The organism is Citrobacter sedlakii, from assembly GCF_018128425.1.
Lineage (GTDB): Bacteria > Pseudomonadota > Gammaproteobacteria > Enterobacterales > Enterobacteriaceae > Citrobacter_A > Citrobacter_A sedlakii.
On sequence record NZ_CP071070.1, the window covers coordinates 3,867,698 to 3,893,759 of the forward strand.

The following is a 26,062-nucleotide window of genomic DNA, read 5'->3' on the forward strand; positions in this document are numbered from 1 at the left end:
CGCTACCTCTTATGTGCGTTTTTCTTTCAAAAACAGCATGGCAATCAGACCAATGCCCAACAGAATGGCTGAAACATAAAAACTGGAGGCCAGGCTCCCGGTAATATCGCGCGCGGCCCCGGCAATAATCGGTGCAAGGATCGATGAACTCATGCCGATAAAATTAAATAAGCCAAACGCGGTGCTGTAATTATTTTCATCGACGCTGTCAGCAACCAGTGCCACCAGTACCGGATCCAGCGCCAGTTTGCCGACAAGGCCGTAAACGCACAGCGCGATCACTACCCCGGTCATATTGGGCATCCAGATAATTGACAGCATGCTGATAATCGCAACCGGCACGAGGAACATAATTAACGGTTTGCGCTTACCTAATTTGTCAGACAGGCTGGAGAATAACAGCGCGCCAGGAATTGAAATCCACGCCACCAGCGACGAAATAAAACCCGTTTCGCTACCGGCGATACCACGTTCACTTTGCAGATAATACGGAAGCCAGGTCAGGATAACGAAGAATCCAAACAGGCTGCAAAACACCATAATATACGTCAACAGCAGATTACGGTTTTTCAGCAGGTCGCTGAATTTGCCTTTTTTAGCCTGTGTGCCATCGGTATCGGCGGTGCGTTTTTTCTCTTTGACCAAAAACCAGATCGCCAGGCCCACCAACACCGAGGGGATTGCCATCGCATAAAACGGCATCCGCCATGAATATCCCTGATCGTACACCAGCCAGCTCGACGTCATCAGCCCCAGCGCAATACCAAACGCCATGCCGCTGTTGATAATGGCGCTCCCCAGTGAGCGGTATTTTTTCGGGATCTGCTCGGAAGATAAGCCATACTGCGGACCATAATAAGTGCCTTCTCCGGCGCCTGTTACCACGCGGGCAAACAGCAAGGTGTACCAGCTTTTCGCCCAGCCGGTAACGGCCGTAAAAACGCCAAACAGAATAAATCCGGGCACCAGCACTTTTTTCTTGCCGATTTTGTCACCGAGAATACCGGCCGGAACCTGTAATAACGCATAAGAAAAATAGAACACCGAGTTGAGAATACCTAATTGCGTTCCGCTCAGGCCAAACTCTTTTTCCAGCTCGCCCATAACCGGATTCAATATTGTCCGGTCGGCATACATAAAAATCCATCCCAGCCAGAACAGGAAAATAGTGACCCACCAGGCCGGTATTCCTTTTTTATTTGTGACATCAGTCACTTCACATGAACCAGACATAAACTGTCTCCCGGTATTAAATTCCCCAAACGATGAGGATTGATGTTTAAACTGTCATTACCTTATCGGGCAAATCCCCCTTTTCTTTTGAACAAAGTCACACAAAACTCATTGTTATAAATTACTGGGGACTGGCGTCTTAATTATTAAAAAATATCTAATAATCATTTTTAAAGGATTTTAAATAAACACGTGATGCATTAATCAGATATTTTTTGGGGTAACAGCTTTGTCGACGCAATCACAATATCCGTTCTCAATACCGCTATTTTTGCCGCGAGATAATTTATTTATTGAGGCTAAAATGAAAAAGAAACTGGTTATTGCTCTGGGCGGCAATGCGCTTTTGCAGCGCGGAGAGGTTTTGAGCGCGGAGAATCAGCAGCGGAGCATTGAGCTTTTTGCACAAACCGTGACAAGCCTGGCGCGTGACTATCAGCTGGTGATTGTTCATGGCAACGGACCGCAGGTGGGTTTACTGGCGCTGCAAAATGCGGCGTACACCGGCTCTCCCGCCTGGCCGCTGGATATTCTGGTGGCTGAAAGCCAGGGCATGATCGGCGTCGCTATTGCCCAGGCATTAACGCAATGTGCAGGCGGAACGCCCGTAACGACGCTGATGACGCGCGTGGAAGTCGATCCTGATGACGCGGCGTTCGCCACGCCCGGCAAATACATTGGGCCGGTATATCCTCCCGAACAGCAGACCGAACTGGAGAAGCGTTATGGCTGGACGATAAAAGCCGACGGTCAGCACATTCGTCGGGTTGTACCTTCCCCAGCGCCAAAAAACATTGTCGACGGTGATGCTATTCAAACGCTGCTGGCGGCAGGCCATACGGTAATCTGCTGCGGCGGAGGCGGCGTCCCGGTTGTGGCGCAGGGGGATAGCTATCGGGGAACCGAAGCGGTGATCGACAAAGATTTAACGGCAGCGGTGCTGGCATGTACTCTCGACGCCGATCATTTGCTGATCCTCACCGATGCCGACGCGGTGTATGAGCACTGGGGCACGCCGCAAGCGCGGGCATTGCGTCACGTCACGCCAGAGGAACTGGCTCCCTTCGCTGCGCCGGACGGCGCGATGGGCCCGAAAGCCGCCGCCGTGATCCAGTTTGTCAAGCAGAGCGGGAATGCGGCCTTTATTGGCGCGCTCAAAGATGCGCCGCAGATCCTGGCTGGCGAAAAAGGAACCTGCGTGACGCGATAATGTCTGTGTGCAGGATGCACGCTATCACCTCACGGGACGGATGAGGTGATAGCCCCCTCCGGCTGACGGACAAAAAAATGGCTTCCCGAAGGAAGCCATTTCAACAATCTGCGAGGCTGAAATTACAGAACGTCTACCGCGTTCAGTTCTTTGAAAGCCTGTTCCAGACGGGTGATCATGGAAGTCTGGCCTGCACGCAGCCATACGCGCGGATCGTAGTATTTCTTGTTCGGCTGATCTTCGCCTTTCGGGTTACCCAGCTGACCCTGCAGATACGCTTCGTTATCTTTGTAGTACTTCAGAACACCTTCCCAGGTTGCCCATTGGGTATCGGTATCGATGTTCATTTTGATAACACCGTAGCTTACGGAATCTTTGATTTCCTGAGCAGTAGAACCGGAACCGCCGTGGAAAACGAAGTTCAGGCTGTTGTGCGGCAGGTTGTGTTTCTTAGAAACGTATTCCTGAGAGTCGCGCAGGATGGTCGGGGTCAGAACCACGTTACCCGGCTTGTAAACGCCGTGTACGTTACCGAAGGAAGCCGCGATGGTGAAACGCGGGCTGATTTTGCTCAGTTCGGTGTACGCGTAATCAACGTCTTCCGGCTGGGTATACAGAGCGGAAGCGTCCATGTGGCTGTTATCCACGCCGTCTTCTTCGCCGCCGGTGCAGCCCAGTTCGATTTCCAGGGTCATGCCGATTTTGGACATGCGCGCCAGGTATTTGGAGCAGATTTCGATGTTCTCTTCCAGAGACTCTTCAGACAGGTCGATCATGTGAGACGAGAACAGCGGTTTACCGGTCTCCGCGAAGTGTTTCTCACCCGCGTCCAGCAGACCGTCGATCCACGGCAGCAGTTTCTTCGCGCAGTGGTCGGTGTGCAGAATAACCGGAACACCGTAGTGTTCAGCCATCTGGTGAACGTGATGCGCACCGGAGATCGCACCCAGGATAGCAGCGCCCTGAGGAACGTCAGTTTTTACGCCTTTGCCCGCGATGAAAGAAGCGCCACCGTTGGAGAACTGAACGATAACCGGCGCTTTCACTTTTGCAGCGGTTTCCAGAACGGCGTTGATGGAGTCGGTGCCGACGCAGTTTACTGCTGGCAGAGCAAAGTTGTTTTCTTTAGCTACCTGGAAAACTTTCTGTACGTCATCGCCAGTGATAACGCCAGGTTTTACGAAATCAAAAATTTTAGACATGTTGCGAGTCCTGTTTCTGTATCTTCGACCGTTAAAACGGGGGAGCGGGCCTTTCAGCGCGCTGAAAAACAGGCGGGTTTCCCCGCCTGAACAAATTTACTGCTTCGCGCGCTCCTCGAGCATCGCTACGGCTGGCAGAACTTTGCCTTCCACGAATTCGAGGAATGCGCCGCCGCCAGTGGAGATGTAGGAGATTTTGTCTGCAATACCGAACAGATCGATAGCCGCCAGAGTGTCACCGCCGCCAGCGATAGAGAACGCTTCGCTGTCTGCAATAGCGTTAGCCACGATTTCAGTCCCTTTACGGAAGTTCGGGAATTCAAATACGCCGACCGGACCGTTCCACAGAATGGTTTTCGCATTCTTCAGGATCTCAGCCAGTTGCTGTGCAGACGCGTCGCCGATGTCCAGGATCTGCTCGTCTTCTTTCACGTCAGAGACAGATTTCAGCGTAGCCGCGGCGGTTTCAGAGAACTCGGTGGCAACGCGAACGTCAGTCGGCACCGGGATATCACAGGTGGTCAGCAGACGTTTTGCTTCGTCAACCAGGTCAGCTTCGTACAGGGATTTCCCTACGCTGTGGCCCTGAGCGGCAACGAAGGTGTTGGCGATACCGCCGCCCACGATCAGCTGGTCAGCGATTTTGGACAGGGAGTCCAGTACCGTCAGTTTGGTAGAGACTTTAGAACCGCCGACGATAGCGACCATCGGACGAGCCGGTTCTTTCAACGCTTTACCCAGCGCGTCCAGTTCAGCCGCCAGCAGCGGGCCGGCACAGGCTACGTCAGCAAATTTGCCGATACCGTGAGTAGACGCCTGCGCACGGTGAGCCGTACCAAATGCGTCCATGACGAACACGTCGCACAGCGCCGCGTATTTTTTGGACAGCGCTTCGTCGTCTTTCTTCTCGCCCTTGTTAAAGCGAACGTTTTCCAGAACCACCAGCTCACCGGCCGCCACTTCAACGCCGTCCAGGTAATCTTTAACCAGACGAACCGGGTTGGACAGTTTGTCTTTCAGGTAGTTAACAACCGGCAGCAGAGAGAATTCTTCGTTGTACTCGCCTTCGGTAGGACGACCCAGGTGGGAAGTGACCATCACTTTCGCACCCTGTTTCAGCGCCAGTTCGATAGTCGGCAGGGAAGCACGGATACGCGCGTCGCTGGTTACTTTCCCTTCTTTAACTGGCACGTTCAGATCCGCACGGATGAAAACGCGTTTACCAGCAAGATCCAGATCGGTCATCTTGATTACAGACATGGTGAATCCTCTCGTTGATTCTTAAAGTTTTGCAAGCGCTTACGCGCTTTACCTGAAACCAATAGCGGCCATGGCTAACGTGGTGTCGAGCATTCTGTTAGCAAAGCCCCATTCATTATCGCACCAGACCAGCGTCTTTATCAGGTGCCCACCACTGACTCGCGTTTGTGTGCCATCGACGATGGCGCTGTGCGGGTCATGGTTAAAATCTACTGAGACCAACGGTAATTCCGTATAGTCAACTATATCATGAAATGCACCTTGTGCCGCTTTTTGCAGCAACTGGTTGACTTCATTGGCTTTTACCGGTTTCTTCACCGTGACGCTTAAGTCGATTGCCGTGACGTTTATCGTGGGAACACGCACCGCAATGGCCTCAAAACGATCGTTAAACTGCGGAAAAATACGGGTAATGCCTGCCGCCAGTTTGGTATCGACCGGAATGATCGACTGACTCGCCGCACGCGTACGCCGCAGGTCAGGATGGTATGCATCGATAACCTGCTGATCGTGCATGGCGGAGTGTATTGTGGTCACCGTACCAGACTCGATGCCATAGGCATCATCTAATAATTTGATGACGGGAATGATGCAGTTCGTCGTGCAGGACGCGTTTGACACAATGCGGTCTTGTGCCCGCAGGCGATCCTGATTGACGCCAAACACAACGGTGGCGTCGAGATCGTGGCTGCCAGGATGTGAAAAGAGCACTTTCTTCGCGCCTGCGGCGATATGCGCTTCGCCGTGTTCGCGGCTGCCGTATACGCCCGTGCAGTCGAGGACAATATCAACGCCCAGTTCACGCCAGGGCAACGCGGCAAGCGAAGGCTGATGCAGGATGCGGATCGAATCGTCGCCGACAATGAGCTGCTCGCGCTCATGGCGAACGTCCCATGCAAAACGTCCATGGCTGGTGTCATATTTCAACAAATGCGCCATGCCTGCGGCATCCGCCAGTTCGTTGATGGCCACCACGGTGATTTCCGCCCGACGTCCGGATTCGTATAAAGCGCGAACCACGTTACGTCCGATGCGACCGAAGCCATTAATCGCTACGCGTACGGTCATAGATCTCCTGCAAGGCTATCCTGATTCAGATGTGGCTGACAGAGTAATCCAGCGCATCGTTCAGGGAAACCTTACCTGTCGCAAACTGCGACTGATTGATTATTTGTCGAACATTTAATCGACTGAAACGCTTCAGCTAGAATAAGCGAAACGAGGAATAAAAGGAATGATTGTCCAGTTGATTAAGCCAGCTATATGACTTACATCACATTTCACGCCCCTGGTTCGCAGAAATTATTCCACCCAGGAGTAATAGCGGTTGCCCCGGCGCCGATTCCAGGAATCGTACGCCAGGCGGCCCTCTTAGCAGAGCCGATACTCACCTGTCGGCGTCATGACTAACGTAAGGTCGGCCGATCGACTGTTTTGCAGAACCCGACGCACGTTCGGCCCATCAGTGCGTTCATAGAATGCTTCGGCATCACCCTGAGACGATCCTCCCGCCAGTTTACGGGCGATCAGGCGCGATCGAAGCGCCTCTTCCGGTGCGCGTATAAAGATCGAATAATCGCAAAACTCCGCCAGTGCCTGCCAACGCGGTTCCTTCAGCAAAAGCCAGTTTCCTTCAACAATCACCAACGGCGCGGTTACCGGGATGGCATTTTCAACCGGCTCATGGGTTTGCCGATCGTACTGCGGCCAGGCGCCTTCCGCTTCCCTGATCTGACGCAGATTGCGCGCCAGTTTATCCACGTCAAAGGTGTCCGGCGCGCCTTTACTGGCTCGCAAGTTATGCGCCTCCAGCCACGCGTTGTAATGATGAAAGCCATCCATCGGCAGAGTCTGGATCGTTGGCAGACTGGCGTCCTGTTGACAGAGATACTCCCAAAATGTGGTTAGCGTGGATTTGCCGGTCCCGGGAGGGGCGCAGAGAAAAATAAGGGTTCGTTGTCCAGTATGCGCAGCGTTTATTTTCGCCAGCTGTCGCAACAGGGGTTTATGGACGATTTCAATTTCATCGTCGTGGTAATGCGCGGTAACGTCCAGCCCATTAACCGTCAGTCCGATTTTCACGGCATTAATTCCTTTAAAATTGTCGTTACCGCCAGCGTCATCGCCGTCTTGATCATGCCGGTAAAGCGAACCTCGGACCAGGTGGCGAAGTCGGCAAACTTCATCGACTCAAGCGCGCCATATAAGGTTGCATTACGGGTAATACTGTTTACGTTACTGACGAAATCCCAGGTGATGTCATCCGTAAAGCCCGGGATCGTGTCCTGTTCCTTAAGGTAGCGATAAAACTGGGAAAAATGGGTGATGTCGGCATACAGCCATTTTTCCATTTTTCCCAACGCATAAATCAGGCGTAACGCAACGTCGATATCATCAAGCGGCCCACTCTGCGCGAGTAACGGCTTCACTGCATACTCCACGATCTCTTCATCATTATCGACAAACAGCGACGGCAGAAAGCGTTTAATGCCCTGAAGCAAAATGTCATGTGCCGTCGTCATAAACGAAAGTAAATTGGTCTGAGCGTCCAGTTGCTCAAGCACATCGTCTTCTGTCAGCGTCGTCATTTGTGTCCCGATAAATCACCATGAATGCAGAGAGTCTATTATATTACACGTTCGATCCGCGCCGCCGATCAGTAAAGTTTGCGTGCGCACACCCTTCGCAACCTGTTGGATCCCCTTCAGAAGGTCGCCCCCCGTCACGCCCGTTGCACTAAAGAGAATGTCATTTCCCTTTACTAACGTGTCGATCGCATAGACGCGGTTAATCTCGACGCCCATCTCCGCACAGCGTTGTCGTTCACGGACAGCAATCACGCGATTATCTGCGGTATCGCCTTTCGCTTCACAAAAGTCGATCAGCTCTGCCTGCATATCGCCCCCGAGCGCTTTGACCGCACAAGCGGAAATCACCCCTTCCGGCGCACCGCCGAGCGTATACATCAGGTCATACGGATTGTCCTGCAGACAGGTCAGAACGCTGGCCGCCACATCGCCATCGGGCAGGGCAAAAACCTTTACGCCGAGCTGTGTTGCCTCGGCAATCGCCGGATGAAGCCGGGGTTTGTCCAGCGTGACCATGCGTAAGCGATCCAGCGGTTTTCCCAGCGCCGCCGCCACATTGCGTAAATTGTCGGCTAACGGAAGCGCCAGATCGATCGCGCCTTTTGCCTGGGCATTAACAACCAGCTTTTTCATATACATGTCAGGTGCGTGAAGCAAACTGCCGCGCGGGGCGAAAGCCATGACCGCCAGCGCATTGCTCTGCCCCATTGCGACCATACGGGTTCCTTCAATAGGATCGACAGCGATATCCACCTCCGGCCCGCTGCCTGTTCCGACCTCCTCACCGATCCATAACATCGGCGCACAATCGATTTCCCCCTCGCCAATGACAATTCTCCCACGGATAGCCACCTCGTTCAGAGCCTGTCGCATCGCGCTGACCGCGAGACCATCGATCCGGTTTTTGTCGCCGCATCCGGTTTGCGGCCAGGCTGCCAGCGCCGCCCGTTCCGTTGTGCGAAATAGCGGCCATGTCAGAGAGATCATGCAGCAGCCTCCCCTACGTCCACGCCAAATTGCGCCAGCAGGAATCTCTCAGCCTTTTCGTTCCAGATACCGTGCGTCTCTTCAACCAGACGCGCCAGTTCACGAAACAACGGATCGGTTTTGCCTTTTTCCGCGAAATCAGCGATCGCCGTCAGCGGCATCGTGACGCCGTTATAAATCAGCTTCTTGCCGCCCGGAATATCGGGAAGATTGAGGACCGTATCCGGCACCGCATCCAGCCCGCCGATATGGGTGACCATAAAAGACGGTTGCAGTTGTCCCGTAGCGCTTAATGCAATCGCCTCTTTCATATCGTCGGTGGAACCGCCGGATGTTCCGACCACATGTGTACTGTTGTAATGCACGTTGTAAAAGTTGAACGGCACCCTGAAGCGACTGTCCGTCGGCCCGGCAAAAAAGTTCAGGCAACCGTCTTCCGCGAGAAGCTCATCCGCCAGTTCGACAAGGGCCGGAACAGCGGCATAGACAAATACGTCATCAAAACCGCTACCGTCCGTAAGATCGCGAAGCATGGCTGCGGGCTCTTTTATTCCGGCGGTATTCACATAAATAAGCTCGATGCCTTTACTGGCCGCGTGCTCAACCGTTAGCAAGCGGCTGGCCTGGGCCAGTCGCGTTTCATCGATATCCACCACCACGACCCGCGACGGCTGGATCCCGCCATTAATGGCATAGTCAATGGCGCCTATCCCCATCGGCCCGGCACAGGCTAATAGCGCGATATTGCCGCCAGGTTTAATGCCCATCCGGTGATCGTAAACGTAAGGCGTAGTGTGATAATTGGCGTTATAAGCGCCAATTATGCAGCACATCGGTTCCGCCAGCGATGCGGCGGCGAAATAAGAGCCGTGATAGGGTAAAACGCAGCCCAACTTAATCGCGATCTCCGGGATAATCATATACGTCGCATTACCGCCAAAATATTCATAGCTGTATCCGGCAGAATAACCACTCGGCAAGCCCATTGCGGGTTGTAAAACGAAGCGCTCGCCCTTTTTATATTTATCGGTTAGATTTTTCCCGACTTCGACAATGATCCCGGCACATTCATGACCGGTAATCACCGGATGATTCTCCAGATCATCTGGCACACGTTTATGTTCGCTGCCTAATGTTGCCGCTTTCCAGGTAGACAAACAGACGCTGTCAGAAATAACGCTGACTAATAATTCATTATCCGTAATGTCAGGTAGTTCAAATTCACGGATACGGACATCCCGCTTGCCATAGATGGCTGCCACTTTCGTTTTCATATTTACTCCAGAAACCAGAAATATTACTTCGTCGTAAGGTGATGAAATAAATCGTCGAGCAACGGGTCGCCAATATAGTTTTTAATCAGAACGACGGGTTTGTCGCTAACCCGTTTAACGCGCCCCTCCAGGCTGGCATGCGTCACGATAATATCGGCATCCTCGGGGACATTTTCGATTGCATAATGTTTGACATCGACCGTTAATCCCGCTTTTTCCAGGCGTTTACGAAACGTCGTTGCTCCCATCGCGCTCGACCCCATTCCCGCATCGCAAACAAATGCTATTCGTTTCACATCACGGTAAGAGAATTTACCCTCCTGCTTCATTGCCTTGACGGCTTTCGTGGAATCACTGAAGGTATCTTCACTTTCGCCAGCGCTATTTTTTTCCATTTTTAATATGAAAGAGGTCACCACAAAGGTCACCAGCGTTCCCGCCGTAACACCGGCAATCGTCGCCAGGAAAGCCCCCTTCGGCGTCAGCGCCAGGTAAGCAAAAATCGACCCAGGGCTCGGCCCGGCGACCAGCCCGCCGCCTAATACATTAAAGACCCACGTTCCGCTCATCCCGCCCGCAATCATGCCGATCAGCGTCAACGGTTTCATCAGCACATACGGGAAATACAGTTCATGGATACCGCCCAGGAAATGGATGATCATGGCGCCGGGTGCAGACTTCTTCGCCATCCCTTTACCAAACAAGGTGAACGCAAGCAGTAAACCCAGACCCGGACCCGGGTTAGACGCCACCATAAAGAAAATGGATTTTCCTGTCTCCGAGGCTTGCTGCATACCCAGTGGATAATAAACGCCCTGGTCAATCGCATTGTTTAAAAAAAGGATTTTTGCTGGTTCATTAATTAACGACAGTAGCGGCAGGTAGCCCGCATGTACCAACGATTCAATACACTCCTTCACAAAGTTATTGGCAACCAGTACCGCCGGGCCAATGACCTCAAACCCCAGCAGACACAAGATCATCCCGGCGATACCCAGGGAGAAGTTATTAATCACCATTTCAAAACCGGCAGGAATGCGCCTGTCCAGCAGTCGGTCAATATATTTAATCACCAGCCCGCCTAGCGGTCCCATGATCATTGAACCGAGGAACATTGGGATATCCGCGCCAATAATGACGCCAATCGTACCAATGCCTCCCATCACCGCTCCCCGTTTGCCCCCCACCAGATGTCCACCGGTCGAACCAATCATCACCGGCAGTAAATAGGTAATCATCGGGCCGACAATTTTGGCGAAATGTTCATTCGGCAACCATCCGGTTGGAATAAATAATGCGGTAATAAAGCCCCAGGCAATAAAGGCGCCGATATTCGGGATGACCATTGCAGTCAAAAACCCGCCAAAAGCCTGGACCTTAGCACGAGCAGACTTGTGTTCCATATTAATATCCTGTCAAGGAGAGAATAATTATGCGTGAGCGATAATATCCGCTAACTGTTTTTCTGACTTTGCCGCTAACAGCGCGTTTATCGTTTGTTCTTCACATAACAGCTCGCTTAATGCCTGGATAGCTTCAATATGTGAATCGGCATTTGCTGCCGATAAACCTATTAATAACCTGATACCTTCTTCACCTTCACTGAACTGCACTTCCTGTTTGAGTAACGTTAACGACATTCCTGTTTTTAACGCTCCACACTCTGGTCGCGCATGAGGCATAGCCACGCCGGGAGCCAGAATATAATAAGGGCCGTTGCTGAGAGTCGAATCTTTAATAGCCTGAATATAATTTGAATTAATATAATGATGAGTCAGCAGGGAAGACATGCAAAAATCAATGGCCTGCTGCCAGTTTTCTACCGATGACTTTATCGAGATAGATGCTTCAGGAAAATAATCAATCAACCGCATACGTAATCCTTATTTTATTTTTAGGGTACAATTTTGCGCTGAAAATAAAATACGCGCGCGATAAAATGAAAGCAACAGGGGTCAACGTCAGGGCGAGAAAGAAGCGTGTTTTATAAAAGCAAATAAAAACAATGATATAAAAACAAAAAATTAAAAAGCAACTGTAATTACGTGACATGAACTGCATTTTTTGAATATGAATTAATGTTCATTTTGCAATGGTGATCACAAATACGCTATTGCCATCATTAAAAATTATCACCTCCCCCTGAAGCCGTTACGCATTAATCGCGTAAAAAAAAGGCCATCTGTGAATACAGACGGCCTAAGGGGGTAATGTGTAAATTCCCGCCAGACGATATGGCGGGGAAAGGGACGACTTAGCTCAAGAGCGAGTTATCAAATTGAATGATGACAGTTGCGTAGGCGTCGATGGTGGTTTCACGCATCAGAGGTACCCAGTGCGGCATGTCGCTATGGCGCGTGACGCCGGACATGCTCATGTCGCCATTCCACTGCTTGTGTTCCGGCGTTTTCGGCATGTCCATACCCGTCTGACCGGTTGCAGACCCAGGAGAAAGCTTCACGTCACTGCCATCACCGGAAGACGGCGCCACGCCGTTGGTCATGTCACCGTTCGCCTGCTTGTGCTCCGGTGTTTTCGGCATGTCCATACCGGTCTGACCGGTAGACGATCCCGGTGATAGCTTCGCGCTGTCGCCGTTGCCGGAAGACGGCGCCACGCCGTTGGTCATGTCACCGTTCCACTGCTTGTGCTCCGGTGTTTTCGGCATGTCCATCCCGGTCTGACCGGTAGACGATCCCGGTGATAGCTTCGCGCTGTCGCCGTTGCCGGAAGACGGCGCCACGCCGTTGGTCATGTCACCGTTCCACTGCTTGTGCTCCGGCGTTTTCGGCATATCCATTCCGGTCTGACCGGTAGACGATCCTGGGGACAGCTTGGCACTGTCGCCGTTGCCGGAAGATGGCGCCACGCCGTTGGTCATGTCACCGTTCCACTGCTTGTGCTTCGGCGTCTTCGGCGTGTCCATTCCGGTCTGACCGGTAGACGATCCCGGGGACAGCTTGGCACTGTCGCCGTTGCCGGAAGATGGCGCCACGCCGTTGGTCATGTCACCGTTCCACTGCTTGTGCTTCGGCGTCTTCGGCGTGTCCATTCCGGTTTTGCCGGTTGCGGAACCTGGAGACAGCGTCGGGTAGTTCGTATTCGGAACAGGCCATTTCTTAGTCGGCGTCGTAGTATCAGCCGCGGCTGGCGTCGGCGTGGTGTCCGATTTCGTTTCGCTGTCTGCCGGTTTCGGCGCCGGTTTCAGATCGTCTGCTTTCTGCGGCGTGACGGCCGGAACGTCTTCACTGTGCGCGGTCTGCGACGGCGTGGTATCCGTCTTCGTTTCGCTGTCTGCCGGTTTCGGCGCCGGTTTCAGATCGTCTGCCTTCTGCGGCGTGACGGCCGGAACGTCTTCACTGTGCGCGGTCTGCGACGGCGTGGTATCCGTCTTCGTTTCGCTGTCTGCCGGTTTCGGCGCCGGTTTCAGATCCTCTGACTTCTGCGGCGTGACGGCCGGAACGTCTTCGCTACGCGGCGGTTTGCCCGGAGTGAAATCTGTCTTTTTCTCGCCGGTGCTACCGTTGCCTTTGTTCTTAGGCGCATCTGGCGTATCAAGGTCATAGCTGCCTTTATTTTTCTTACCGATGCCCGGATCGGCCAGCGTAAAGGAGATATTGTTGCCTGCTTCCTTCTCATCACGCGTGACGACAGACATTTCGTCTTTATTGGTATTGATCTCGCCGGTCGTGCCTTTACTGGTGATATCACCAACGGAAATGGTCGATTTTTGCGTTTCATCACGATGAATTTCATCAACCGTATCAACATAAAGGTTTGCCGATGGCACGCCGCCTTTCTTGCCCGGCACGCCACCGATACCCACACCACCGCCACCGTACAGACCATCCTGTTCCACACTGTCTTCAAGGGTCCGGGCGTTAATGTCGCCAGCCACGTTCACGGAACCGGTACCCTCTTCAGAGACAATATTCGCCCCTGTCATGTTCAGGTCGCCGCCGGTTTTCACGTTCACTTCGCCATTCGTGTGAATGCCAGATTGTTTTGCCGTGGTCGCTGCGTCATGCGCTTCGGAGCCACCACCCGCGTTTACCGCAGCGGTAGGCGTAACCCCTTTACCCGATACGGCGACACCCACCGACGCCCCCCAGTTCTGTCGGGCATTTTCGGTATGAACCGTATCCTGGACGGAGGTAATATCCAGATCCCCTGCCACGTCGACATCCGCGGTATTGGCCTCGATATTTGCCCCAGTCATGGACATATCGCCGCCGGTTTTGATCTTCACGTTATCGGCGGTAATAGTACTGTTGGTGTAGGTGGTAGAGTCACCGGAACCATTTTCTTTATTACCGCTGTAGTCAACGGACGCACCGCCGCTGATTCCGGTCAGATCCACACCAACGCCTGCCGTGACCCCTCCAGAATGTTCTTCGCTGGAGTTGGAATAGCTGGAAGTCGATTTCGCCGCATTCATCGACACGTCGCCACCGGCGTTAATTTCTACCTCCTCGCCCTTAATATCGACACCATTGAGGGTGGTGTCTTTTTTAGTATTGATAGAGATATTTTTCGCATTAATGTTGGTGATATTTTCCGACGTCGTTTCGGTAGTGGATGTCGATTTCTTCGAACCGCCGCCAATCGTTATGGACGCGCCCGCAATATCGTTAAGTAACAAATTCGACGCATCGCCAAGCACTTCTGCGGCTGTGGTCCCCGCATTAAGCTCCTGGCCATCCTGCGATTTCTCGACCAGGTTACCGGCCTTATCGGCGGAATCGGCAAGGGTACTGTGCGCTTCGCCAGAAATACCGAAATTCATCTCTTTATGCGTGGTGGTGGTCTTCTCTTCATCGAGGTATTTAGTGCTGGTGACATCTTCTGCATTAATACTCAGAGAGTCGCCCGCGCTCAGGTCAGCCCCACCGATATCCACGGTTTTATTGGCGTTGATCGATCCCGACTCGGCAAAACTGATTGAGGCATTCGTATTCTTTTTACTGTCAGTAACGGTAGAATCACTTTGAGAATTAAATTCGAGACTGAAACCCGCGGTATCGTTTACCGGCGCGCGTCCAGGCTTTTTACCGATAGCCGACGTATCGGATTGTGAACCGGCACTAACGTAATCGCCTGTCGTGGTTGTATTAGACCCACCCGACATCGTGCCATAGTCCGTTTCCACTGTCTGACCACCACCGCTGACCCCAGCCCCCATACGGAATTCGCGGCTGGAGGTGTGCTCTTCCGAATGAGAGACATCCTCTGAGGTTTTAATCGTGACATTGTTTTCTGCCGAGATCGAGCCGGTCTGCGCAGAATAGGTGCCGCCTTCCATCACAACATCATTTTTAGCCTCAATGTTCATATTCCCGCCAGCCGACACATTACTGCCAATAGCGGTGCCCGTCGTGGTGGAGGTATCCGATAACGAGAAATTAAAGGCATTTTGCACATCGTTATCAATGGTGCGGGTCGCATCAATTTCATGCAGGTCGTTGAAGGTCACGTCCCCCTCTGTGGCCTTCATATTGACATCCTGACCCGCGGTAATATCTGACGCGTTTGAGGTGATTGATTTCGCTTCCATGCTGATGCTACCGCCAGCAGTCACGCCATCGTCGTAGGCATGAATAATCTGCTTGCCATCTTCACCCCGACCCACGCTTGCCGTCATGGTGATATCGCCATTTTCAGCGCTCATCGCAATATCACCGTCGGCACTGATAGCCGCGCCATTATTGTTGATATCGCCATTGGTGGTCGTCATGCTCATATCGCCACCCGCGGAAATACCGGAGTTCATACCGTTACTGACGTTATTAATATCGCCGTCAGAGACCAACGTCATGTCGCCGCCAGACGAAATTGAGCCATTCATATTGTTGATTTCACTGGCATCAACGTTCATGTCATTACCAGCATGGATTGTCGCGCTGCCGCCGTTAACGTCGCCGCTTTCCATCTGACGCAGCGTTTCCGGGCACAGATAAACAACCGGAACCAATACATCCACACCGTTTACATTTTGGTTAACAAACCAGACGATATCTTTATCCAGATTGCTACGCTGCTCCTGAGACAACGGTTCGCCAACCACCAGGCCAAGCTCACTATCCTTCGCCGCTTCACCTGCGTTATCCATTAATGCCTGGACAAGCGCATCGCCCTCCAGGCCGTCGCGAATTGAGAAGAAGCTGCCAACCGAGGCGGAAATTTCGCGGCGAATCAGCTCAGAGGTAAAATAATTATCGCCGATCACATTGACCGGCTGTTGCGGATCGTACCCCACCTGATCAAAGAAATAGTCCGATCCGGTATAACCGCTCTGGTCTATCATCGATGGACGGGTTTCAAAAATCGGCACGATATTGTTAGCGGGTCCCGGATAATCCTCGCCATTTTTCGCCGCTTCTGTGGTTTTCTTGAAATCGGTGGAGATTTCAAACATTCCCGGGATCGAGATCATATCTTTGATGGTCGGCATGGGGCTGATACCCATGGACAGCTCATCAATAGTTTTGGTATTGACGTTGACATCATAGCCCGCAATAACGGTGTCAACGGTATAATCACCTACATCAACATCGCTGATATTGGCGTTGGCGTTAATCACCCCTGCCCCGGCAATACCATTATCCAGCACCCCACCATTCTGCGTGAAGTTGCCGCCAGCGGTAATTTCGCCTTTTTCCTGCGGCACATAATAGGTTTTATTGGCCTTCAACCCTGCATTGTCTGATGCGGTTTGTTGCGCCCAAATATTACACAATTTGTTATAATTAGACGTTTGCCAGTTTTCGCCGAAAATTCGGATCATCATGCTGTTAAATAATGTTGATTGATTACCTAACATCACTACTGCATTAAACCAGAGCTCTTTTTCCGCATCAGTGCCGCCCCCTTTTGTGTCAATTTTGTTTGCCGCACTGCCCCCGCCAAATTCAAAGTCAAGGAATTGATAAAGCGTATCGAATTCCCAGCTCGACTGGTGCTCTGATGCAAGCTCCCAGCGATAGGTAATGGAGCCTTCCTTGCTGAGCGGAAGTTGCAAGTAATCGTAAAGCGTAAGTTCGCCATAGCGCGGCGAGTTATAGACGTTACCTGTGATGGTGATATCTTTCGCCGCCTGTATCAGACCACCGGTATTAATCACATCGTGGGTATCGTAAATATCACGCTGGTTGATATTGATATTGCCACCTGCGCTGATCTCCGCCTGGTTTTCCAGTTGCAGACCGGATGTGACGGTCGGCATATATAACCCAATATGCGTATAAGATTTCGTCATTGCATGTTCGATCGTCTCATACGATACAGTTGCAATCTGCGAGCCAGTGATTGAAATTTCATCACCGCTGTAGGTGCTTTCATTGGTAATGACTTCAGCATCAAGATTAATATTTTTTTCTGACCGGATTATCCCCGCCTGGTTCCAGATTTCTTTCGCGATAATCGACAAATCACCCATGCTAAGCACATTACCGCCAACGGCATTGATAAACTGTCCGTTGCGCGCTTCAAGACTCAAATCGCCCATTGTCCACAGCAGACTTTGCGCGCCATTAGTCACATTCTTCGCATTAATATCTAAATCACCGCCGGTGACGATAGACATGTTATTGACGAAGTCGCCTTCGGCGTCCACGTTCATATCGCCGATGATTTCCAGCATGGCATTGTTCGTAAAATCACCCTGCGTCGAAATGTTCAGCTCACTTCCTGCCCGAATGTTTTTACTGAGATTGTCAAGAGTCAAACTGGCGTCGAGATCAAGAGACAAAATCCGCCCGGCTTCCAGAATACCAGAGGTATTATTCAGGCTGGCCAGTTTGAGCGTCAGATCGCGATCGGCAACAATAGACGAGTTGTCTTCATTCGCCATAGCCCTGGCGTTGACGGTAATATCATAACCGGCGATAAGCGAATCAGCGCTGTTGTTAATATCACCGTTCGTCACGTTCAGCGTGGTGGTTCGGCCACCGACGATTACCGCCGAATTTGTGTTATTTAAACCCTGCGCAATATTCAGCGTCAGGTTATTATCAGACGAGACAATAGCGCCGCCATCATCATTCGTCAGATTATTAGCATCGATAGTCAGGTCGCCGCCCGCGACCAGAGTTGATGCGTATTCCCCCGTGCCGCCGCTGTTGGTCAAGGTATCCGCGGCGATAGTCAGCGTACCGTCAACCGCCTGAATCAAGGAACCTGACAGGTTCGTCAGCAGACCGATCGCATTGAGTACAGTATGCATACTTGCTGTAATCACGGCCTGGTCGGCGTTGGTCAGGGCATCCACATCTTCAATCGTCAGGTTACGCAAGGCCATTAACACATGGTCGCTCCCCTGGTTAATCAGGTTTCTGATATTGCGGATAATCAGATCGGTTCCGGCCTGTACAACACCTTCATTTTTAAGCGTATCGCCATTTTGCAGGGTGATCGCACTGTTGCTAAGGATGACAGCCTGGTTAGTCAGTTCCCGAACGCCGTCAAACGTCATATCGCCTGACGCCACAATGGAAGCGTCGGAAACGTTATTCAGCGTATCAACGGAAGTTATATTGAGCGCGCCACCTGCCTGAATCACCGCGCCACCGCTGTTGGTTAATGAATCAACATTGTTAATGGCAAGCTGTGTGCCACTGACCACCACCGCGCCATTCTGGTTTGAAATGTCGGACAGATGGCTGAGTGAAAGAGCGCCTTCGGCAATCAGCTGGGAATTATCGTTTTTAAGGGATTCAATATTCGACAATTGCAGGCTATCACCGCTGTAGATTGTCCCGGTATTGACGTTATTAAGCGTATCAATCTGATCGAGCAGGAGTGTCGTCGCCTGAATTGTCGATGCGTCATTCGTCAGCGTATTAATACCGGTAAGCGTAAGATCTTCCGTGGCTAAGATAACCCCATCCTGGGTATTAGAAAGCGACGCAAGATTGGTCAACGAAACGGACTTGCCCTGGATCCAACCGGCATTGTCATTCACCACTGTCGTCACGTTTTCGCCATCCAGTGACAGTTTACCCGCCGCCAGAATTTCACCGCCGCTGGTGTTGGCGAGCTGCTTGCTCACCTTCAATTCCATATCGCCCGACGAACTGAGCGTACCGCCAGCATTGCTTAGCTTCGCGGTCTTCACCTGAACTTTCTGTTTAGCATTCACGGTGCCGCCGTTTTCAAGAGTGGCATCTGCATCAGAAGTCGTTAGCGCGATGCTGCGGCCTTCAATGGTGCCGGTATTTTTCAGCGACTTGCCTTTCGCAGTGACGGTAACGTCATTTTTATTGCTGATGATATTGCCGCTGTTGTCGATATCGCCTTCAGCACTTACATCGATGGTTGCATCGTCGCTACTGATCGTACCGCTATTGATAAGGTTTCCGCGGCTGGCAAGCTGCATTTCCCCTTGCGTGACGCCGATTACCCCTTTGTTATTGAGGGCGCTGGCATTCATCACCAGTTTTTTATCGGCAAAGATTCGGCCGCTGTTATCCAGGTCGCCAACGGTGAGCGTCTGGGTGCCAGACGCATAGATCACGCCATTATTTTTCGCCGTTCCGGAAGCGATAACGATATTGCCGCTGGCGTTAACGGCACCGCTGCTTTCAAACGCGCCAGTCAGATTAACCTGCAAAGTGCCTTTTTTCGCCAGTACAGAGCCGCCGTTATTGGTCATACTGCCAGCGGTAATCTGAATATCTCCGCTGTGGCTGATAACCTGAACATCCGATACCAGTGAGCTGAACGCGACTTCCTTGCCGTCCACCAGGACGACGAAGTCACCCTTTTTCAGCGTCACAACGCCATTGCTGATGATATTGCCATTTGCATCCAGCGCCTGGAGTTTGCCATTCAGCGTATATTGTCCGGCAACGTTGATCTGGATGGCTGGTACAGAGGTCGTCGCCGTCGCGTTGGTGATCAGCGAGGCGGCATTTTGCACCAGCGAACTGGCGTCAATACGGATCTTACCCGCAGAGGAAATCACATCGTTATTGAGGGTAACGCCAGCAAGCGCATTAAACACAATGTCATTTTGCGCTTCAACGCCCATCGCGCTATTGCTGGATTTGGTGGTCGCAATATTGTTGCCGTTTAGCGTAATATTTTTATCGCTGTGCAGACTGGCCAGCGTGATATCCCCGTCGGCGCTAATCTCTAAATCACCGCTGGAAATAATACCACCTGCGTGGCGCACACCCGCGCCAGATTCGGTGCTGATTAACTGAATTTTACCGCCGTACATGGAACCCAGCGCGCTACCATCGATAGCAACAGCAGGCCCCTGCCCATCGCCCTGGCTACGAACGGTATGGCTACGGCTGGCAAGCTCATAGTCGTTCTGTCCGGCCAAAACCTTCAGGTCTGCCTTACCGGCGATTTCGCCTTCAAGCTGGGCGCTGCGGCTGACGATATCAAAATAGCTTAAGCCTTCAGTGTTAATACCCTGCCCGGTGACGGTGATGTTTCCCTTATCGACGGCAAGTTTATAAGTACCGTCCTGATTTGCCTGTACTTTACCGGTGCTGAGGGTCAGACTATTGGCGTTAATGGTCGTCGCGCCGTTGACGCTAATACCATTTTCGTTCGCAATAATAATGTCGGCTTTTTTACCGAAAACTTCCATCGTGCCATTAATATACGAGGCCTTCGCACCTGTGACTTCGCTGATAATCGCACTGGCTTCCTGCTGCAGTTGACCATTTTTAACCGCGTAACCTCCAATTTTGGTCACGCCTTCTTGCATGCTGTTATTAAAGACAACGCCTTTCTGGTCAACGTTAAATTCAGTGAATTTATTTAATGAAACGCCCTTCGCATTAGGGTTAGCGATATTAATCAACGGCGTGCCATTCGCCGTCTGGCCCATCGTGGGACCGTTCGATTGACGATTGTCCGGTGTGGTGGCTGCTTCAACGGCAGGCGATAAAATACTCGCCAATGACAGATATAATGGGCCAAGTTTTTTATGCAAATTGCTGGCATTCAACTTCTCAGCTTTAACATTTTGTCGATTCATAATGTGTCCCTAAATTAAAAAGTAATTTCCGTTTTGTAATAAACAACTGCATCATCTACAGTCTGTTCATCCATTGAATCTGGTTTTCTGATGGGCCAACCTGCCATAACATAGGAGGAGAAATATTTACCGCTTGCTTTGATACCTACTGACGCGCCCATCATGAACTGCCCATCACACGCATCGACACCCTCAGGACAATTATCTTTAGTGAATCCGAGATCGTAGCCCATATAAGGCGTCAACTGATAAACACCAGCCACACCCACATCAAAAGGGAATTGCAGAGTATTTGCGATCCATGCTCCGCTATCGCTCATTACATTATCGTCTTTGAAGCCCCGAACCGTATATTCATCGCCAATTGTGACTTTTGCGTCACTCACCAGCACATCTGGCGAATACTGGAAGCCACTGTTTAATTCATACGTAACCCCCAGCCTTCCCACTTTATAAAGAGGGCGAGTCCAGCTGACAATGCCGTTATATTTAATATAATTGAGGTCAAAACCCTCCAGGTCCGGATCGCCTTTCCAGGCCGAACCAAACCATGGAACCCCAGCCGTTACGCCAATATCACCATAGACCCAACCACCGCCCAGCGCGCCGACGTACGTCAGGCCAGAAGCAAGCGAGGTGTATTTTTTTGAACTGACATCGATTTGCGAATGTTCAATTCCATTGTAGTTATCCCGGCGCTCAACTTTCATCCACGCGCTTGTTTTACCGGTTGCACCACGCATAAGCATACGGCTTATACGCAGTGACGCGCGTTCTGAGTTTCCGTCTGACTCATAAATGTCGTACCCACCATCAATGCTTTTAGTGTATTGAGATTTATAGTAATTCGCATCAAATCCCCAGTATCCCAATGGGACACCATAGCTAAAAGACCAGGAGTCCTGTTTGTCATCCGGATTATTAAGGTTGTTCCAGGAGTAATAAGCATTAAAAATATCATTTAGCCCGGCAATATTTTTACCGGTAAAACTGCCATAGTATTGCTGCCAGCCCTCCGCCTGAGTGCCCGAGTTATTGAGACCTGCGGTGAGAGATACCGGAAATGATGGCTGATGCAGTAAATTGAGATCGGAATAGCCATTAATCACCGAGGGCTGAACATGAATATTGTCAGCATCCGATACGCGTAATAAATTTTCCACGCTCTGGTCAATGTCCTGCATATTGAGGATCTTCCCTTTGGCAAAGGGATAGGCGGTAAATAAACGCGTGTGTTCACGAAATGAAGGTTCTTGACCGTTCACTTTAAAATCGTTAATCTTTCCCCACAGTACACGAAGCGTTAACGAGCCGCTTTTAATATTACCAGGTTCAATACTTATAAGGGTTGTAGCATAGCCACGAGCAATATAAAAATCCGTCAGTTCTTTGACCAACGAAAAAATTTCGGCTTTTCCCAGTTCCTTTCCCACATAGCGCTGAACGATTTCTTCTCGTTGCGGCGAGCTGTCGAACCGATCGTCATCCAGAATGACAATTTTATCGACTTTAAATTTCCACTGTGAATCAGCCGGCAGCCCGCCTTCTTCTTCGCTACCGCGCAGCGCTCTTTGTTTTTGCAAAAGCGCTTCTGTACGTTTCGCCTCTTCAATTAAAAACTGATTACTTTGTCTTTCGAGTCTGTCCAGTTCTTGCTTATTTTGCTGACCGGGAAGCATAGCGGCATGTGCCACTTGTAAAAGTGGCACAATTAAAACCATCTGTTTTAATAAAAAGCGTGAATATATCATCACATCATTCCCTGATATTTATATTTAATTAATCATTGTGTATACAACAACGCCCACAACTTTTCCGGCTGTCAGCTGCGAATCGCGCTGGATGTCGGCCGGCACATATATTTGTGCCTGATAGGTATTGGTCCGCATTGATGTGACCGGGTACTCTTTAGCTTGTCCAAGCGTTAGCGCAGTAGAGCTGTAACGGCTTTTTTCATAAAGACGTATCGCAAAATTTTTCGCGTATCCCTCGCCTGTCTCAACACCCAGTACCCCCGTGAGAGAAGCGAACTGTGGGTTAATCACTGTGTCAAACTGCAGCTTGACGTTTGCGGGTTCGGGGCAGGTCACAGTAATAGTGAACTCTTTTTTATCCCCTTGCTTCGAATTATCTTTAACAAAATCAGCCAGACTATAGGTTCCCAAATCGATATAATTTGTTGATGGATAAAGAGTGCACGAATAGGGTTTAACTTTAATCGCCGTGCCAAAATTAATTGATAAGATGGATAATTTATCGCTGGAATCTGCTGTCGGAATAACCGAGGCCTCTGCAACGCTTCCTACCGGAATATAACTCTCCCCAGCATTGAGCGTCCCCGTCTGAACAAACTCGACCAGCACCGTGCTATTTTTTATCGAACATCCGGCAGCACACGTCACCGCAGCTCCTGAGTTACCGGGTAACCAGGCGTCAGCGGCCTGAGTAGGCCACTTCATGCGGATACCGATACCCGGAATTTCCGTGACATAGACATTATCGATCTGCGAGGTAATGTAATTGCGCGTATAAGAGGAATGCCAGGTTGACTGCGTAGCGCTATTACACTTATAGCTAATATCCGGCACCGAAAAGGTTTTACTCCAGAGTACAGTACCTGCAGCCCCCTTCTCTGCAGGCTTAAGTGTAATATCATCTGTGATATTCAACATCGCCAACGGTGACGTTAATTCACAAAGCGCAGCATAAGCTTGATTACTACTGACCGAAAACAGTATGCCCGCCGCTAACATCAATAGCCCTGATAAAATCCGTTTCATTTTGTTAATTCTTCCTTTTCGCAATGAATATCGACAGCTTTAAAAGCGCTCTCTGATTCATCAGCATTATGTTCTTTTTCAGTCACGTCATAACTTGACCGGCACTGGAATGACTGCTTTTGTTTTTTCCATTTAATTAAAAGCGTATTTTTCCCTTTTTGCAGTGAAACCATAGCAAGACCATTCTGGCCAACCATGCCAATATTATCCCCCTCGCCATTGAGTATGGGCGCGCCAAAAGGAATAATCTCCCCCGTATTCAATACGAAATGGACAAAAGTTTGCTTATCCTTTTGCGCATCCATTTTTATGAGGACGGCTGCCCCGGCGGTAGGAACAATTGTACGGCGCGTATCATCGACTTCTACGTCAAAGCGAGTACCTTTAGGATCGGCGTACACTTCATTGTATCTGTAGGGTGACAGATAACTGATAATCCCATATCCATTATCTTTAATGATTGCATTCGAGTCCGGATACACATGCGATCCTTCAGCCCCTTTCGCTTCAACAATACCAATGGTATCAGCGAGCATTGGCACAAAGTTAACCCCGCCCTGGTGCACTACCATTCCGCCGTTGAAGTTCACGCCTGCCATGAAACTGTCTCTGGACTGGCTGTAGGTCACGCCGCCGGAAGCGCTTTCTCCCGTATAGGACAGGTTCATACCGAAGTTGGTTTCTGGCTGGTTTGACTGGCTGAAGTAACCGCCAAAACCGAACTGCGAACGCTCGCCGGCAGAGCCATTTAGGGACGTACGGAAATTCGCGTCGTCGCTGTTATAGCTAAAGTTAGCGCCGAGGCGCACGTTTCTGTCGTACTGGTTGCCAAGCGGCAGACTGACGTTTAGATAAACCGTGTCTTCACGTTCGCCATCTTCGCTATGCGTGCGGCCAAACGAGATACCCCAAGTCGTTCTGCCAAACTGGTTGTTATACCCAACGACAAAGTTGGACTTTTCATTCTGTCCTAACTCATCATTCCAGACGTTGCCAACAAATCCGCTCACATAAAAACTTCCCCAACCGGGAGGTAATGTCTGATTGATGTTGGCTTCAAGACGCTCGCGATAGCGTGATGGATAGTAATCCGTATCGCCCGTATCAAGGCTGCGTTTAAGGCTTATCGCATCGGACAAGGAGTAGTAATTTTTGCTCGAATAACGGTAGCCGACCAAACTGAAGTTGGTGCCGATATCCGGCAGGCTCTTCGCCAGGCTTATCCGCAGACTCATATCGCAAAACGTACCGCAATCCTGAGTCTCCGGCTGATCGTCGAAGTGAGTAAAAGAACGAGTTACATCAAGACCCAGCGCGCCGAGGCGGGTATTCACCGCTAAACCTGTCATTAATGAAGCGTAGTCGCCGTCGAAAGCGCTTTGCCCACCGAGATAACCCGTGAGGTTATTGAGCAGACCATATTGGATGGTCCCTTCCAGCAGTTGCGGATCCTCGGAAAGCCACGTGTCGCGGATCTCGCCGGCAGATACGGAGTAGCGTGAATAGCCTTCTCGCAGCAACTGCGGGACGCTGGAATACGGTACGGAGAAATGCGTTTCATCGCCATTGGTTTCCTTGACGGTGACCTCCAGGTCGCCGTTGTAACCGGTGGCATACAGATCGCTTATCACAAACTCGCCCGGTGGGACGACTTTTTCGAAAATCGTATTCCCCGCCTGCGTGATAGTAACCGTGGCGTTGCTGTTCGCAATCCCACGCACCACAGGCGCGTAATTACGCACGGAATCCGGTAACATCCGATCGTCCGTCGCCAGGCGCGCACCCCGTAGCGCCGTGGTATCGAAAAAATCACCAGTGGTGTTGAGATCGCCCAACACAATTGTCGACTTAATCGGCGCAATGGCGCGTTCGGCATAAGCCTGAATATGTTGTATACCAGACTCACTCGTATCACTGCCGGACATCATGCTGTCATAGGTTGTAAAACGCCACGCCCCTAAAGACAACGAGTTGTGCATGTTACCGTAGAGGTAATTCGAGTTATCCTCCCCCGGACGATAGCGCGCGCTGGTTGCGCTAAAGGTGTAGGAAGACATTAACGCAGGCACACCGTCATCCCATAATTCCGGGCTGATATACCCTACCGGCGTATTTAACAGCATCGCCTGAGGAATGGTGACGTCAAGCTGTTCATCGTCCTGGTTGTATTTTACGGTAGCGCCAGGAATTAACGCTGGCAGGATAATGCAGTCTGCGTTCTTCCAGTTCTCCGGCAGCTTTGAGGTATCAACGTCAAAGCGGATGATCATCTCGGGTTTCAGACAGGCGTTGATCCCCTGTTCGTTTTGCGCCGCAACGAATGTGATCATCCATGCGTCAATTTTTGTACGATTGCTGTAGACCTCCAGCTTATAGTTGCCGGGCAGGATTTTGTCTTTGCCGTCGAACTGCGTGAGGTCAATTCCGCTATCATAAAACTTCATAAACCCACGAGAAAAATTTATGGTCTGGCCTTCACTCGCCGCCGATGCGGAAAATGAGGACAGTACCGCAACAGCAACCCAGGTCGTCATA

At 51.0% G+C, this 26,062-nt stretch carries 15 protein-coding genes; 1 reads left to right on the forward strand and 14 read right to left on the reverse strand.

Translation table 11 applies throughout. From position 1 onward, the window contains the following. Window positions 1–9: 9 nt before the first annotated feature. Window positions 10–1,233, reverse strand: coding sequence for an MFS transporter (locus JY391_RS18420; protein WP_042290298.1), 1,224 nt, complete (start codon window positions 1,231–1,233; stop codon window positions 10–12). A 304-nt stretch (window positions 1,234–1,537) separates the two neighbouring features. Between JY391_RS18420 and JY391_RS18425 the strand changes: the two genes are divergently transcribed. Further along, on the forward strand, window positions 1,538–2,443 hold the full coding sequence (locus tag JY391_RS18425; RefSeq protein WP_199956957.1) for a carbamate kinase: 906 nt from the start codon (window positions 1,538–1,540) through the stop codon (window positions 2,441–2,443). A gap of 122 nt (window positions 2,444–2,565) precedes the next feature. Here the strand turns inward: JY391_RS18425 and fbaA are convergent, their stop codons facing one another. The 13 genes from fbaA to JY391_RS18490 form a co-directional block, all read right to left on the reverse strand. Next, window positions 2,566–3,645: a class II fructose-bisphosphate aldolase gene (fbaA, locus tag JY391_RS18430; protein ID WP_042290302.1), complete on the reverse strand. Its 1,080-nt coding sequence runs from the start codon at window positions 3,643–3,645 to the stop codon at window positions 2,566–2,568. Between the two features lie 96 nt (window positions 3,646–3,741). Next, window positions 3,742–4,905 carry a phosphoglycerate kinase gene (gene pgk, locus JY391_RS18435; RefSeq protein ID WP_042290304.1) on the reverse strand — a complete coding sequence of 388 codons (1,164 nt, stop codon included), beginning with the start codon at window positions 4,903–4,905 and terminating at the stop codon, window positions 3,742–3,744. A 48-nt stretch (window positions 4,906–4,953) separates the two neighbouring features. Next, the gene (gene epd / locus JY391_RS18440; protein ID WP_042290307.1) at window positions 4,954–5,973 is read right to left on the reverse strand and encodes an erythrose-4-phosphate dehydrogenase; all 1,020 of its coding nucleotides are present in this window, start codon (window positions 5,971–5,973) and stop codon (window positions 4,954–4,956) included. A 303-nt stretch (window positions 5,974–6,276) separates the two neighbouring features. After that, entirely contained in the window at window positions 6,277–6,987 is a 711-nt protein-coding gene (locus JY391_RS18445; RefSeq protein ID WP_211934796.1) for a nucleoside/nucleotide kinase family protein, read from the reverse strand. After that, the gene (locus JY391_RS18450) at window positions 6,984–7,493 is read right to left on the reverse strand and encodes an MltR family transcriptional regulator (protein ID WP_211934797.1); all 510 of its coding nucleotides are present in this window, start codon (window positions 7,491–7,493) and stop codon (window positions 6,984–6,986) included. The genes JY391_RS18445 and JY391_RS18450 overlap by 4 nt, the downstream gene beginning before the upstream one ends. A 15-nt stretch (window positions 7,494–7,508) precedes the next feature. Next, window positions 7,509–8,480, reverse strand: a complete 972-nt coding sequence (gene glpX, locus JY391_RS18455) for a class II fructose-bisphosphatase (RefSeq protein ID WP_181822027.1) — start codon at window positions 8,478–8,480, stop codon at window positions 7,509–7,511. Continuing rightward, window positions 8,477–9,754 carry a zinc-binding dehydrogenase gene (locus JY391_RS18460; RefSeq protein WP_211934798.1) on the reverse strand — a complete coding sequence of 426 codons (1,278 nt, stop codon included), beginning with the start codon at window positions 9,752–9,754 and terminating at the stop codon, window positions 8,477–8,479. Before JY391_RS18460 ends, glpX begins: the two co-directional genes overlap by 4 nt. A 23-nt stretch (window positions 9,755–9,777) precedes the next feature. Beyond that, entirely contained in the window at window positions 9,778–11,157 is a 1,380-nt protein-coding gene (locus JY391_RS18465; protein WP_181822029.1) for a PTS mannitol transporter subunit IIBC, read from the reverse strand. A 27-nt stretch (window positions 11,158–11,184) separates the two neighbouring features. Then, the gene (cmtB, locus tag JY391_RS18470; RefSeq protein WP_042290323.1) at window positions 11,185–11,628 is read right to left on the reverse strand and encodes a PTS mannitol transporter subunit IIA; all 444 of its coding nucleotides are present in this window, start codon (window positions 11,626–11,628) and stop codon (window positions 11,185–11,187) included. Window positions 11,629–12,008: 380 nt separating this feature from the next. Continuing rightward, window positions 12,009–20,747, reverse strand: a complete 8,739-nt coding sequence (locus JY391_RS18475; RefSeq protein WP_211934799.1) for a two-partner secretion domain-containing protein — start codon at window positions 20,745–20,747, stop codon at window positions 12,009–12,011. Between the two features lie 14 nt (window positions 20,748–20,761). Beyond that, complete coding sequence (locus tag JY391_RS18480) at window positions 20,762–22,498, reverse strand: ShlB/FhaC/HecB family hemolysin secretion/activation protein (protein ID WP_211934800.1); 1,737 nt, start codon at window positions 22,496–22,498, stop codon at window positions 20,762–20,764. Window positions 22,499–22,522: 24 nt separating this feature from the next. Next, window positions 22,523–23,527 (reverse strand): fimbrial protein, encoded by a 1,005-nt coding sequence (locus JY391_RS18485; protein ID WP_060570787.1) that lies wholly within the window; start codon window positions 23,525–23,527, stop codon window positions 22,523–22,525. Further along, window positions 23,524–25,971 carry a fimbria/pilus outer membrane usher protein gene (locus JY391_RS18490; RefSeq protein WP_229264070.1) on the reverse strand — a complete coding sequence of 816 codons (2,448 nt, stop codon included), beginning with the start codon at window positions 25,969–25,971 and terminating at the stop codon, window positions 23,524–23,526. Before JY391_RS18490 ends, JY391_RS18485 begins: the two co-directional genes overlap by 4 nt. Window positions 25,972–26,062 lie beyond the last annotated feature (91 nt).

Coding starts and splice junctions, on each gene's coding strand:
- JY391_RS18420 (WP_042290298.1), bottom strand. CDS start 1,233: ATGTCTGGTTCATGTGAAGTGACTGATGTCACAAATAAAAAAGGAATA.
- JY391_RS18425 (WP_199956957.1), top strand. CDS start 1,538: ATGAAAAAGAAACTGGTTATTGCTCTGGGCGGCAATGCGCTTTTGCAG.
- fbaA (WP_042290302.1), bottom strand. CDS start 3,645: ATGTCTAAAATTTTTGATTTCGTAAAACCTGGCGTTATCACTGGCGAT.
- pgk (WP_042290304.1), bottom strand. CDS start 4,905: ATGTCTGTAATCAAGATGACCGATCTGGATCTTGCTGGTAAACGCGTT.
- epd (WP_042290307.1), bottom strand. CDS start 5,973: ATGACCGTACGCGTAGCGATTAATGGCTTCGGTCGCATCGGACGTAAC.
- JY391_RS18450 (WP_211934797.1), bottom strand. CDS start 7,493: ATGACGACGCTGACAGAAGACGATGTGCTTGAGCAACTGGACGCTCAG.
- glpX (WP_181822027.1), bottom strand. CDS start 8,480: ATGATCTCTCTGACATGGCCGCTATTTCGCACAACGGAACGGGCGGCG.
- JY391_RS18460 (WP_211934798.1), bottom strand. CDS start 9,754: ATGAAAACGAAAGTGGCAGCCATCTATGGCAAGCGGGATGTCCGTATC.
- JY391_RS18465 (WP_181822029.1), bottom strand. CDS start 11,157: ATGGAACACAAGTCTGCTCGTGCTAAGGTCCAGGCTTTTGGCGGGTTT.
- cmtB (WP_042290323.1), bottom strand. CDS start 11,628: ATGCGGTTGATTGATTATTTTCCTGAAGCATCTATCTCGATAAAGTCA.
- JY391_RS18475 (WP_211934799.1), bottom strand. CDS start 20,747: ATGAATCGACAAAATGTTAAAGCTGAGAAGTTGAATGCCAGCAATTTG.
- JY391_RS18480 (WP_211934800.1), bottom strand. CDS start 22,498: ATGATATATTCACGCTTTTTATTAAAACAGATGGTTTTAATTGTGCCA.
- JY391_RS18485 (WP_060570787.1), bottom strand. CDS start 23,527: ATGAAACGGATTTTATCAGGGCTATTGATGTTAGCGGCGGGCATACTG.
- JY391_RS18490 (WP_229264070.1), bottom strand. CDS start 25,971: ATGAAGTTTTATGATAGCGGAATTGACCTCACGCAGTTCGACGGCAAA.